Below are 13,025 nucleotides of genomic sequence, written 5' to 3' on the forward strand. Positions count from 1 at the left end.
CCTAGGAAAATTCCTCTATCTTCTACAATGCACACGCATTACATTGACTTCCCTAACTATTGATTTGAAAATTTAATCAAAACCTTAGTTAGATAAAGATAAGTTTTCACCTCTTATTTAAAAGTTAAGTTAAGAATCGAGTTCTTTTAGGTTAAAAAAAGATTAGGTACAGCAACTTATGTGGTATCGAGCCACCCCTATACAAAATATCTGAGGGAAACCTCAGAATAACGGTGCAAGCCAACGTTTTAATATCTCCGGCTAGTTATAGCTATAACTAGCCGGGTAAGCGCACAGCAAATAGACGTGATGAAGTAATCTATTTAAGAGATATTATGGGTTTTTACATAGGAGTTAAAGTATTTGCGAATATCCGCAACGCCTAGTAAGTATTCATCACCCAGTTGAAACTGTTAAAAATTTTTTGGGACAGATAGATCAACTTTGGGGCAAACAAGTGAAAAACTTAGGACTTGTATCCCTATTTAGGATATAAGGTTACGTAATACCTATTATCGTCACCTACGTTTTATGTCTGGTCGCATCGTTAAAGTCAATAATAATACTCTACCTTCCGTGCTGGATTGGTGGACTCAGCCTGATGTGCTGGCGATGTTGTTGGCAGAGAAGCGCAGTCAGTCTACCCGTAGAGCTTACGACCGGGACATTCAAGATTTTTTTGCCAAGATGTTTGGGGTGGAATTGACGGCGGAATGGGTGGTGCGATTTTTGGCACTGCCGGGGGCGCAAGCCTTGGGGTGGGTGGTCAAGTATAAAGCCAAGATGATTGAGCAGGGGTTATCGGAGGCCACGGTGAACCGGCGGTTGTCAGCTCTACGGGCGTTGGTGCATAAGGGTAGGCTGTTGGGAGTTTGTGGTTACACCTTGGAGGATATTAAGGGTGAGACTGTCATTAAGTACCGAGATACCAGTGGGATTACTCCCCAGGAATTTAAGCAGATACTTTTGACTTGCGACCGGACGACGGCGAAGGGGGTTAGGGATTATGCTCTGCTGCGCTTGCTTTGGGATAATGCGCTGCGCCGGGGGGAGATTGCAAAGTTAAAGATGGGGGATTTTGACCGTCAAAATAGCAAACTGTTGATTTTGGGTAAGGGCAGGGGTAGTCAGCGAGAGGCGATTGATTTGACTCCCAAGACTAGGGATGCGATTTGTTATTGGTTGGCGTTTCGGGGGTTGGCTTCAACTAAAGATGCGTTGTTTGTGGCGTTAGATCCGAATACGCCGGGGCATCCTTTATCGGATACGGGGTTGGCCAAGATGGTGAGAACGCGGGCCAAAAAAGCCGGGATTACTAAGCCGTTATCACCGCACCGCATTCGGCACAGTTCGATTACGGCGGCGTTGGATGCGGGGCAGAGTGTGCGGGAGGTGCAGAAGCTGAGTCGGCACACTAAGTTGGAGACGTTGATGATTTATGACGATAATCGACAGCAGCACCAGTTGAAGGTGAGTAGTGTGTTGGCGGATTTGGTTTGATGGGGTCTAGTTCCACCGCACGCTCGTTGATTAGTTCTGGGTGTCACAATTATTGTTTGTCACGACTTTATATATTAGTAACTATCTGATTTTCTGACGGATGTTTGTAATGAGGTTGATTAATCGGGGGACATAAATAGTCAAAAGAATTATCAGTATGTTCCAGTTGCATATTCCGGGGCGCATTTAAAGCAATAACTGCATCACCAATCTTTGCACAACGCTTGCAGTCACAGGCTGCTGCTCCTTGAGCCAATATCTCTTTGAGATTATCAACAATTTTGATAAATCCCCTGGTATTTGAATTCTTGGGTAATTGGGAGGCAATTTGAACTAATTGCTCAATTTCTGAACGGTATTGCACTAAAAGAAACTGGTCAATTTGACATTGGCTGCGACAAGTCTCTACATCTCCAAATTCATCAGCAAATTGCTTTAATCCTGCTGCTGCATTTTGCAAATCAAGGTTAAGGGGTACAAGGGCGCGGGTGCAGGCGGTAGCATCAGTGTTGGTGTTGTTAAATTTTTTTCTGAGTAGCAGTTCAAAACGTTTAATATAAATTCCTAAAACAGCTAGGGCTTTTTCTTTATCTTCGGGACTGCTAAAGTTGAGTTGATGGGTGCTAAAAAGTTGGGGTATAAGTTGTAAAATAGCTTTGAGTTCGCTAGCTTTAAATCTATTACTCCACAGAGTAATAGCATCTCCAATATTGTTGATAGTTTCTAGGCGCAGGACAAAGTAGAAGGAAATAAGATTAATTAGATAACTGCGCTTCATCTCCATCTGCACATAGTTAGAGATGTAAAGTTGTTGGTCAGTAAATTGAGATTTAAAATACTGCTTATAAACTTGTGTACCTAGTAGCAGAGAACGTAGAACCGAGGTGTCTAAAAAGTGTTGAGGAATAGAATTATCATCCATTCTGAGTTATTCCTCATCTTCATTTGTATCTAGGTTATCGTCAATGTTTACACCAAATGGTAGGGTATCAAAGCCTAAGTTTTCTAAAGTTAAAATGGCTGATTCGACTGAGGAATTGTTAATGGTTTCTTGATTTACTAGGGATGTTAATAATTCACAAACTCCCTTGTACTGATTGACATTATAATCAATCCATCGGTTTTGAAAGAAGAGTGCATCATGCAGTGCCATTACCACTTCTGTATAGGGGTCAAAAGGTAATTTATCGCGCAACGAGCGCATGGTACGCAGTAGATTGTCTGCATAGACGGCTGCTATTGGTTCTCCAGTATATTGCTGAAGTTTATGTAAATCTCCTAAGAGAGTTTTGGTAATTTCTACTCCTGAAACTTCTAAGACTGTCTGTTCAGTATTCATTGTTTTTATTTAACAGTAAGTTCAGTTTATTTGGAGCTAATTGACATTTTATAGGGTAGATTTCTGGAATGAAACCGCAGTTGGGATATGCTCTCTAGCAACCCTAGCGGCAATACCTAAGTCTACAGGTGACTCTATTTTCTAGTCTATTAATTTTATTCCTCAAGATACTCTACCACCGCCGTCAGGTCTGCCATAGCTTGATTAAATCGATTTAACATTGCTTGGGCTACTTCTGGGTCAGCGTTGACCGTTGCTAGTTTTTCCCGTACACAACGGTCAAGGGCTTGTAGCCATAATGACAAGCCTGTATGCTGAATTGCTGATAATAACCCCATATTGGTGAGAACAGCCAAGTGAAACCCAAGTTGGTCTTGTCCGCCATAGCCGAGATATCCGTTTCTCAGTTCCAGCTTTTCTGGGGTAAATTCTACATACTGTTCAAAGGTAATACCAGCTTTTTCTAGCTGGGGTTGGGGCAATGCAGGTTGAGATTGAGTCATAACACAATTATTTTAAGTAATCATCGTGTGGAATTCGAGGGAATGCTGCTGCTCGATGGCTGTTTCTTAGTAGCAGGGCAAAAACGGTTTGATTGCCAAATTAGATTGGTGAAAAGCTTTAACTTCCTGTGACGGTCAATTTTCACTGCGACATACCACCCACTATGGTTAATCATGCTCTCAAAATATTAAGATGAGAGCCACCTAAATAAAGAAACCTTAGCTTCTACAACATTGTAGAAGCTAACTGCTATACCCCCATGAAACAGAAAAGTTATCAGGCAGCATACGCCACCAAAATCAAAAAGTGGGTTGAAACAGCTAAAGAACTTCGCACCGAAAATTTTAGGTTAGCACTACCTATCACACGATTGACTAGCATCAAAAGCCTTTGTCATGATGAAATTGCCGCAGAGCAATTTGCTCTCTACCTCTCAAAACGGGTTCAGCAGCAAATAAACGATGCCGACTGTCCTAGCCACAAGAGTCCTGAAGAATGGGAGACGTACAAAAATCTGATTACTGATGCTATTGCTCAGATGGAACTTTACCTGGAAACTCCCACTCTTGAGGGAAAGCAATCCCTTCGTCAGCTGTTAAGACAAATCGATGAGTTGCAAGGAGACGATTATCGTCATGTCCCCTGGGCTACTGTACGTTTTGTCAAGAGCGGTGAACTGCTCAAACTAGATTATGCTATACGCTGTTTTGTTGAGCAGGATTTTTCCTACTATGCTTATAAATTAGCTAGGGAATTCATAGAAGGCTATAAACCTGAATATGGCACAGGTTTGATTCCCGACTCCGTTCCTATGCTGCTGGAAGTGGCTGAGTTTTGGTGTCAGTATTATTTTAGACAAAATCTGACCCAGAAGTTTCCCAAATTGATGATCTCAACATAAACTATGCTGTAAAGGCAAAACAAAAAGCTCAGATTACACCAGTGACTAAAGTCATCACCGTCTTCAACCAAGCCGGCGGAGTCATGAAAACCAGCCTCACCATGAACCTCGGCTACCACCTGCACTTGAAAAAACATAAAACGCTGCTCATCGACCTAGACCCACAGGGAAGTCTGACAACTTTTATGGGTTTAGAACCACACGAACTTGAACACATTGTTGGTGATGCGATTCTCAATGAAGAAACGCCATTACCAATTCATCATGATTTACATGGTATGGATTTATTACCTGCCAATATTTCTCTGAGTGCGGTGGAACTACAACTAGCTAGCGTGATGGCGCGGGAGATTCGGCTCAAGCAAGCGTTAGAACCTATATGCAATCAATATGATTTCATCCTCATCGACTGTCCGCCATCCTTGGGAGTATTAAGCATTTTAGGTCTGACAGCAGGAACTCATGTTTTAATTCCTATCCAGACACACTTCAAAGCTTTCAAAGGAACGGAATTGCTGCTCGATACAATTAAACAGGTGCGAAAACACGTTAATCCTCAGTTAGCGATATCAGGAATAGTTCCTACACTTTATAGCAACGCCAATCAAGATAAAGTTATTTTGGAAGCTTTAGAACAGCAGTTATCACCTCTAGCTAAGGTATATCCGGCAATTCCTCGCGCTACCGCATTTGCGGATGCGGCAATGAGTCGTCAACCTCTAGCAGTTTATGCCCCAAAACATCCAGCAATTACAGTTTTAAAGAAAATTGCTCAAGGAATGGAGAAGTTGTAATGACGAAAAAACGCCTGGAAGTCCCCAAGATGCGCGGCGTTGAAGATTTATTAACTATGGATGTGGACGCATCTCCAATTACTACTATTTCTATCCACAAAATTCGAGTTGCCAAACAACCACGCCGTTGGTTTGACCCCGAAAAAATGTCACACCTTGTGCAGTCGGTACGGGAACACGGGATTTTAGAACCCTTGTTAGTCCGTCCACTCGGCAATGGAGAATATGAATTAATTGCAGGGGAAAGGCGACTGAGGGCAGCCCTGGAAGCTTCCTTAGCTGAAGTCCCAATTGTGAGTAAGGAACTGACTGATAAACAAGCTCTGCAAGTCGCTTTACTTGAAAATTTACAGCGCGAAGACTTAAACCCAGTAGAAGAAGTTGAAGCCATACTGGAACTTTTGGCGATAGATTTAGATGTCAGCATTGAAGATGTCAAATCAATTCTCAACGAAGCTGCCAATGCAAAAAAACGTAATTTGGAGTTGACGGGAAACGTTTCCCGTCAACTCGAACAGATTGAATTTATCTTGGCTGGCATTGGTAAATTTAATGCGGAAAGCTTTCGGACAAGCCGTCTGCCGTTGCTCTCTTTGCCAGCAGATGTCATGGAAGTGTTGCGTCAGGGTCAGCTTGAATTTACTAAGGCACGAACCATAGCACGAGTCAAAGACCAGCAACAGCGTGCTGATCTTCTATCTTCAGCAATTACTCAAAATCTGTCATTAACTCAAATTAAGGAATTAATCAAGCAACTGGAATCAGCCCAGACTACACCAGCAGCAGCGACACCAGAAAAGGTATTGAGCAAACGTTATACAGAAATAGGCAAGCGTTTACAACAAACAAAGTTGTGGAAGGACGATAAAAAACGCAAGAAGTTAGAGCGGCTGTTGAATGACTTAGAAAAGCTGCTCGACGAATCCGAGATGTCGAATAACTAATTATTGGTAGTCTTGAGTCCTTAATGCTACTTGGCGGTGGATAGACCAAAGGAATGTACATCAATAATTAGCCAATCCTATGCTAAAAAACGTCATTTGGGGTTGACGGGAAACGTTTCCCGTCAACTCGAACAGATTGGATTTATCTTGGCTGGCATTGGTAAATTTAATGCGTCAAGCTTTGGGACAAGCCGCCTGCCATTGCTCTCTTCACCAGCAGATGTAATGGAAGTATTGCATCAGCGTCAGTTTGAATTTACTGTACGAAGTGCTGCTAGCGGAACGGGGCGTGAGTAGCGTGCTGAGTGAAAATCCTAATCCCCAATCCCCAGTGCCTCTTTTATGCTAGGCAGTAAAACTTATTTCCTTGGGACTACCTTATCTCAACTACCAATATTTACACTCTTCTACTTACATCACAAATTACTAATCCTATGCAAACAAGGTGATTTTAAGTTGACGGGAAACGTTTCCCGTCAAGTCCAACAGATTGAATTTATCTTGCACCAAATGTCAAAAAATTGCATTACTTCCTCCTTAAGCTTGGTTGCAATCTCTCTAAAACCAGTGCTGAGAAACCTTTGATCACAATGTTCTGACCGTAGGCGATCGCTTTAAACGCACTAAAGTATGAAGACTTTGACATCCTCCCCCGTTTAGAAAACGGGGGATTCCAAGAATCACTTCTTGGGCTTTCTCTTTCCACGACTCGACTTATTTGGAGGAGTTACCTCACCCAAACAGAGGTCGATATCTCCAGAGACTTGAGATCCTGTGTGTCCCACAGTACGTAGTCCTAGTTCAAGTATGTTCCGTGCAGCGTTCCAATCCCTGTCTTGAATATGTCCACAGTGAGGGCAAGCATGAGTTCTTGTACTCAGCGACTTTTTCACTACTTCGCCACAGTTGGAACAATTCTGCGAAGTGTGATGGGGTGGGACTGCAACAGTCACTACACCAAACACTTTGCCGAAATACTCAACCCATTGCCGAAACTGCGTCCACGCTGCATCACTAATCGACTTGGCAAGATGTCTATTCCTGACCATGTTCCGCACCTGCAAATCCTCATAGGCTACCAAGTCGCTAGACTGGACTACGCACCTCGCCAACTTTACGGCGAAGTCTTTACGCTGCCTACTTACTTTAAGGTGTTTTCTACTCAAGCGATTTCTTGCCTTGACTCTGTTGTTAGAACCCTTCTTGGTTTTAGACAATCTGCGTTGCAATCTCTTGAGAGACTTTTCGCTTTTACGCAAGTGTCTAGGGTTCTCAACTGTATTGCCTTCGCTATCGGTCAAGAAATGGTTCAATCCCACATCCAGCCCAATAGTTTTAAGCGTTGGTTCTCGCCTTTCTACTCGCTCTTGGTCAATGCAAAACTGCGCGTAGTACCCATCGGCACGACGCACAACCCGCACCCTCTTGAACTGTTTCAACTGGTAGAAATGCAAGTCACGAGTTCCCCAGAGTTTGAAAGTTCCTGCTTTAAATCCGTCGCTAAAAGTGACATAACGACGGTCACTACTAAGCTTCCAGCCGCTAGTTTTATACTCAACACTCCCATGCGTCTGTTCTTTTTTAAAGCGTGGATAACCTTTCTTCCCGGTTTTGTTTTGCTTGCAATTGTCAAAAAACCGAGCAATTGCACTCCACGCTCTTTCAGCAGAAGCTTGTCGAGCCATAGAGTTGAGTTTGGCAACGAACGGAAAGTTTTCATTGGCAGCAAGGACAGCGCAATAAGCACTCAAATCATACCTGCCGATGTTTTGGTTGTCCATCCAGTACCGGAGGCAAGCATTGCGGACAAAACGAGCAGTTTTAATCGCCTCATCCAGCAATTGATACTGCTCGTTTGTTCCTTCAAGTTTTGTCTCAAATACTAGCATTTTTACGTCAAACTCTCTGACGTAATTATACCATGTTACGACCGAATAAATTCGGTCATTCGCTTATATCCCCCGATTAAAAATACGGGGGCTTTACGCTTCACGGCTCGTAAATTAGTAAAATTTTTCTGAAAATTAGCAGTAGTCAACAATTGGCATCGCCCTATTCGCTAGTATCCATCCAGCCGTAGTCTGTGCAGTCCAATGGGTCATGAAATTTGACAATTTGCAACAAATTTGAGTGAAACTCAGGAAATACAATCAGAAATCCTGAAGTGAAATCAATCTCTAGGGGTGCGTCAATTTATGGGAATTTGTCGAAATCTGGGTGTAGCGGCGTTGGTGGCGTTGATTGTCGGGTGTTCGCCTGTCCAATCCCAAGTGCCACCATTAACTGAACTTTCTCCATCAATCAGCGTGCATTTACTCTTGGGAAATCCCAGTGGTGCAACGCCAACAAAGCTTACACCAGATAATTACCTGATGGTCAAAAATCAATATGCACTTTCCTACAACAACAGCAAGGGAACTGCTAACTGGGTAGCTTGGCAGCTTAACTCCTCATGGTTGGGAGATGCAGACAGGCAGAATAACTTCCGCCCAGATAACACATTGCCTGCTGGTTGGGTGCGAGTGACTCCTTCTATGTACTCTGGAAGTGGATATGACAGAGGACATATTGCACCATCGGGCGATCGCACGCGAACAGCAGAGGATAATGCGGCTACTTTCCTCATGACAAACATGATGCCCCAAACACCCGATAACAACCGGAACATTTGGGGTAATTTAGAAGATTATTGTCGAGAATTGGTAAGCCAAGGTAAAGAACTTTATATTGTCGCTGGCCCTAGCGGTAGTTAAGGTCAACCCCTCAAAGGTAAAGTGACAATTCCTCAATCCACTTGGAAGATTATTGTTGTACTAGATAGCCCAGGCTCAGGGCTTACGGGTATTACAGCTAATACTCGCGTTATCGCAGTAAATATTCCCAACGAACCAGAATTAAATAATGATTGGAGGGCTTATAAAGTCAGTGTTGATGAATTAGAAACGTTGACGGGTTACGATTTTCTTTCTAACGTTTCCCCCAATATTCAAGCTAGTATTGAGAGTAAAGTTGATAACCAGTAAATCGGTCATGTTTCCACAACTTTAGTAGAAAGACCAGCTAAATTTCTTGTAGGAGTTTCACCAATAATATAAACATCAATCGCTAAATCACCCAGTCGATACACCTGCAAATTACTCAGGTTTTCTTTGAGTGTCTGCACAAGAGTTTGAAATCGTTTGACGGTTTCAAACTCTTCTTCATTGTGCCAATCTTCAGGAGTTGTTGCTACACCAAAAAAATCATCCACTCCTACGATTTCTACGGGTGTGTCTATGGGATGGTTGGTCTGTTGTAAGACTTTCTCTGGTGTTGCAGGTGCAATATCTGACCACAGGAAAGCTGCACAGGGATATTCCGACTCGCTCATAAATAGCAAGCCGTCTGATGCTCGTTTTAGCTGTTCTAAAATTTCTGAGTTGGTTTTAGTAATAAACCATAATAGACTAATTCAATAAAGTATAATTTGTATCGTCTATTTATCTACATTCAGGTCAAGCAGCAGAATTTTTATTCATACTTAATTATTTCTAATGGTACAAGACAAATAATTAAAAATGGTGCAATTTAAGAGCAGTGTAAATCTTGTAAATTATGGACGCTGCTAAACGCCTTGCTACTCTAAATCGCATCCGCCAACTCAGTCGTTTGATGGATACATCAATACGCATTCCGTTAACAAGTTTTCGTATTGGAATAGACCCAATTATTGGTTTAATTCCAGGTGGTGGTGATTTAATCAGTACAGCGTTTTCAGCTTATATTATATTTTTAGCTACCCGCTTTGGTATATCACGCCAAGATTTAGCCAAAATGATTTTTAATGTTGGTTTAGAAACTGTTGTGGGTACTGTGCCTTTAGTGGGAGATTTATTTGACGCTTTTTATAAATCCAATATTCGCAATTTAGCAATTTTAGAAAAACATTTGACAGACGTTGAACCAGAACTTCAAAAAGTATCTGATGAACTTTACAAAAAACAAGTTAGTCAAGTTTAAGTAGGAAAATACATAGAGTTATCAAGAAATTGTCCTGTACAGTATCTTCATTCGACTGCATATTCACCACACCCGTAAGTTGTATTCATTCACCGATGCGATGAGTGCTATTTTCTTAGAGGAAAAGTCAGCAATGACCTTAAGCCCCACACCCCTATACCCCTATATCCTCGCCCAAACCCTTTATTCTTCGTATCACTGTGTAAGTCCTAAGAAGGTTCAAACCCATGATTGACTAGCAGCAGACTACAAAAATACAATTTACCGGAAGCTGGAGTTAGCTGTATATCTCATTTAGGGAAAAATAAAGTGGCGTTGCTGATTAATGGGATGATTTATGTTTCGCGCAAAGGCGCAAAGCCGCAAAAAATCGTTAGTTTACTTTGCTAGAAAAGCTTAATTCATCCCGCATTTATGCAACGCCAATAAAGTTAATTCCTGTGAGGATACAAAATGTCATATACAGCTTATTTAAGCTCTATTAAAAATGAACTCCAAAGAACTGGTAAACCAAAAAAAAGCCTGCGAGTGAAAACCATCATGGAACAGTTTGGCTATCAACGGAGAAGTCAGGCATTCATTGATGAGTTTAATGCTACTCTGGATAACTTAGGACTCTGTACCGAGCCAGGGTTTGATTTATACATTCCCTTAGACACTAAAATTAATATTTCCCTCAAAGGTGTAGCAATTTCTGAAGAATTATTAACAACTCAACCAATTGATCAAAAACTGAAAGAATTGATTCAAGTCAAGCATGATTTTTTTTACTATTTATTTGACTTTGGCTCAGATCAGGAGTATGAACGTTTCCAGTCTTGTTTAGATTCTAATCAACCGATGGGGATTTTTCTCATTCCCCAAGCTGGGGATTTCTTTTCTGATATTGTAGTCAAAGTCTTAAATTATGAATTGATTAGGAAATTTCAATATAAAGGCAGTAGTGAAATTCCTATTGCATCTGTACGACAGTTCTCTAATAATATCATTGACTCGGACGATAGTCATGAAAATGACAAAGAAGACTCTCTTCAAGGAGCTAACATATTTCATTTTTATAGCTCAACTATGACTAGTGTCATCTTGGGCAATACTGGCTTAGAGTTGCTAGATTCTGAACAATTCGACGAGCAATTTTCTCATATATCTTTAGCTTTAAACAAATATAATTCAGCCCAATCATTTATTTTATTTCATTGCCCATCATTATTAGAAATTCAATCTCAACAAAAAGAAGATACTTTAGGACATTTAGTAGATAGAGTTGCCAGTAAAATCCCCTTCACTTTTACTCTGAGATGTAAATATAACCAGGAAGCTGAAATTGAGTATAAAGAAGAGATATTAGCGCATTTCCGTCTGCTATTAGAGTTACCTTATTACGAGACAGATGAAGATGATGTATCTCTACTAAATTATTTTTTAGAACTGCAAAAAGCCCAGATTCAGGCTGAATCACAATTGTTGCTGAAAATGAACCCCCAACATCTTTATCACCTTAAATGGCAACAGGAAAGCAGTGAGTATATCTATCTCAAATATTTTGCGATTAAAACTTTAGAAAGTTTAGGATATGAATTATCTCATATAGGCTGTGAGGTAGAGTTAACTTCCCAAGATGAAGAAAACACAAATGATGAGCAGGAATCTGAAGAATATCAAAGCGAAACCATAGAAGTTTATGTCAAAAATAAGATTGTGGTGGAGATAGAAACCCTGAAATATCAAGAGTTTGCCGATAATAATCTCTTTTTTGATATGATTAAAAGAATTATCCGCAAATCCCAGGTATGGCCTAATAATCTGGAAAGTTTTTGGTTAGTAGTACCTGGATTTGAAATTGCCCGCAATTACTATCAACTGAAAAAGACAAAAGAAATTTTAGAATATAAATTGGCAGGATACTATGGTACTAACTTTAAAGTGATTATCATGACACCGGATTATGAAAAACATCAATTAGTACCTGTCTCCTTTGAAAATATAAATTATCCGACGTTTAAATATACAGCTAGAAAAAATATTACCAATCAAATCGTTCCAGTTGCGAAGACAGTAAAACTTGATTTTAGCCAAGTCAAAGGACTCTATGAAGAAAAGGAAAAATTAAGGAAGCTGCTAAAACTGCAATCGCAAGGATACAAGGGAGCGGTTGGTGGTATTCTTTTCTATGGTTTACCTGGATGTGGTAAAACCTTACTAGCTAATGCTTTTGCTAATGAATCAGGGCGATATTTCTTTAAATTTTCACCTGCTGATATTGTGAGTGTTTGGATAGGTCAAAGTCAGAAGAATATTCGAGATATTTTTGCTCAAGCTAAGAAAAAATCACCTTCAGTTTTATTTATAGATGAGTTAGATAGTATTGGGTTTAATCGTCATGAAGATAATGCCCACACTGACCAAAAAGCCACAATTAATCAATTATTAATTGAACTGAACAATATTAAAGATAGTGATGTTATAGTGATTGCTGCTACTAATTATTTAAGTGGGATTGATAGTGCATTGAAACGTTCTGGGAGACTGGATTGGAAAATTCCCATTTTCCCACCTAATCAAGCAGAGAGAGTGGAGTTATTTCAGCACTACTTATCACAAATTAATTTAAATCAGTTGGTTAATTTTGAGATGTTAGCCGAGAAGAGTGTCAGATTTACTTCATCTGATATTGAGTTAGTATGTCGAGAGGTGAATAATGCTATTTTACTGGAAGAAATCAGTTCATCTCTTACAACTTCAGATGTGATTACTTATATCCATAATCTCCAAGATGGTGGGTTAAGTTTAAATCAAGATCAAGTGCAAGAATTTTTGCATGAATGTCAGAGATTGAGTGTAAAAAATGCGAAGTTGGAAAGTTTGAAAGTAGAGTGGGAAATTGAGTAGAGTCAGAGGATATTGGAAAAGTTCTGAGTGATGTATTCAATATAGGAATCCGATTTTTTAGGACACTAACTATGCTTTGAATCATAATATGGTTCTTGGCAACTTTTGGTGATCTAGGCTGGGGAAAGGCAGAGGGCAGAGGGCAGAAGGCAGAA

General features: G+C 40.6%; 12 protein-coding genes and 1 pseudogene. 8 read left to right on the plus strand and 5 right to left on the minus strand.

All coding sequences use genetic code 11. The features are described from left to right. Positions 1–531 precede the first annotated feature (531 nt). Positions 532–1,500, plus strand: coding sequence for a tyrosine-type recombinase/integrase (locus ACN222_RS29735; RefSeq protein ID WP_010994059.1), 969 nt, complete (start codon positions 532–534; stop codon positions 1,498–1,500). A 67-nt stretch (positions 1,501–1,567) separates the two neighbouring features. Here ACN222_RS29735 and ACN222_RS29740 read toward each other — a convergent pair whose 3' ends face one another. The 3 genes from ACN222_RS29740 to ACN222_RS29750 form a co-directional block, all read right to left on the minus strand. Further along, positions 1,568–2,422, minus strand: a complete 855-nt coding sequence (locus ACN222_RS29740; protein ID WP_010994060.1) for a hypothetical protein — start codon at positions 2,420–2,422, stop codon at positions 1,568–1,570. Positions 2,423–2,428: 6 nt separating this feature from the next. Continuing rightward, positions 2,429–2,839 carry a hypothetical protein gene (locus tag ACN222_RS29745; protein WP_010994061.1) on the minus strand — a complete coding sequence of 137 codons (411 nt, stop codon included), beginning with the start codon at positions 2,837–2,839 and terminating at the stop codon, positions 2,429–2,431. A gap of 155 nt (positions 2,840–2,994) precedes the next feature. Further along, the gene (locus ACN222_RS29750; RefSeq protein ID WP_010994062.1) at positions 2,995–3,342 is read right to left on the minus strand and encodes a hypothetical protein; all 348 of its coding nucleotides are present in this window, start codon (positions 3,340–3,342) and stop codon (positions 2,995–2,997) included. 260 nt (positions 3,343–3,602) lie between these two features. On the opposite strand from ACN222_RS29750, the gene ACN222_RS29755 reads away from it, so the two are divergent. Genes ACN222_RS29755 through ACN222_RS29770 form a run of 4 tightly spaced genes read left to right on the plus strand, consistent with a single transcriptional unit; the run spans position 3,603 to position 6,279 of the window. Further along, a complete protein-coding gene (locus tag ACN222_RS29755; protein ID WP_010994063.1) occupies positions 3,603–4,244 on the plus strand; it encodes a hypothetical protein in 642 nt (213 codons plus the stop codon). Positions 4,245–4,285: 41 nt separating this feature from the next. After that, on the plus strand, positions 4,286–5,038 hold the full coding sequence (locus ACN222_RS29760; RefSeq protein WP_010994064.1) for a ParA family protein: 753 nt from the start codon (positions 4,286–4,288) through the stop codon (positions 5,036–5,038). Beyond that, positions 5,038–5,982: a ParB/RepB/Spo0J family partition protein gene (locus tag ACN222_RS29765; RefSeq protein ID WP_010994065.1), complete on the plus strand. Its 945-nt coding sequence runs from the start codon at positions 5,038–5,040 to the stop codon at positions 5,980–5,982. The genes ACN222_RS29760 and ACN222_RS29765 overlap by 1 nt, the downstream gene beginning before the upstream one ends. 36 nt (positions 5,983–6,018) lie before the next feature. After that, positions 6,019–6,279 (plus strand): hypothetical protein, encoded by a 261-nt coding sequence (locus ACN222_RS29770; RefSeq protein WP_010994066.1) that lies wholly within the window; start codon positions 6,019–6,021, stop codon positions 6,277–6,279. Between the two features lie 383 nt (positions 6,280–6,662). Here ACN222_RS29770 and ACN222_RS29775 read toward each other — a convergent pair whose 3' ends face one another. Then, complete coding sequence (locus ACN222_RS29775) at positions 6,663–7,871, minus strand: RNA-guided endonuclease InsQ/TnpB family protein (protein ID WP_010994068.1); 1,209 nt, start codon at positions 7,869–7,871, stop codon at positions 6,663–6,665. Between the two features lie 306 nt (positions 7,872–8,177). Between ACN222_RS29775 and ACN222_RS29780 the strand changes: the two are divergent. Next, positions 8,178–9,005, plus strand: a pseudogene (locus ACN222_RS29780) (DNA/RNA non-specific endonuclease). Positions 9,006–9,010: 5 nt separating this feature from the next. Here the strand turns inward: ACN222_RS29780 and ACN222_RS29785 are convergent. After that, positions 9,011–9,415: a nuclease A inhibitor family protein gene (locus ACN222_RS29785; RefSeq protein ID WP_010994071.1), complete on the minus strand. Its 405-nt coding sequence runs from the start codon at positions 9,413–9,415 to the stop codon at positions 9,011–9,013. 161 nt (positions 9,416–9,576) lie between these two features. Between ACN222_RS29785 and ACN222_RS29790 the strand changes: the two genes are divergently transcribed. Next, positions 9,577–9,981: a DUF4112 domain-containing protein gene (locus ACN222_RS29790; protein ID WP_010994072.1), complete on the plus strand. Its 405-nt coding sequence runs from the start codon at positions 9,577–9,579 to the stop codon at positions 9,979–9,981. Between the two features lie 453 nt (positions 9,982–10,434). Then, on the plus strand, positions 10,435–12,870 hold the full coding sequence (locus ACN222_RS29795) for an ATP-binding protein (protein ID WP_010994073.1): 2,436 nt from the start codon (positions 10,435–10,437) through the stop codon (positions 12,868–12,870). Positions 12,871–13,025: the final 155 nt, after the last annotated feature.

The organism is Anabaena sp. FACHB-595, from assembly GCF_048568275.1.
In the GTDB taxonomy this organism is placed as follows: Bacteria; Cyanobacteriota; Cyanobacteriia; order Cyanobacteriales; family Nostocaceae; genus Trichormus.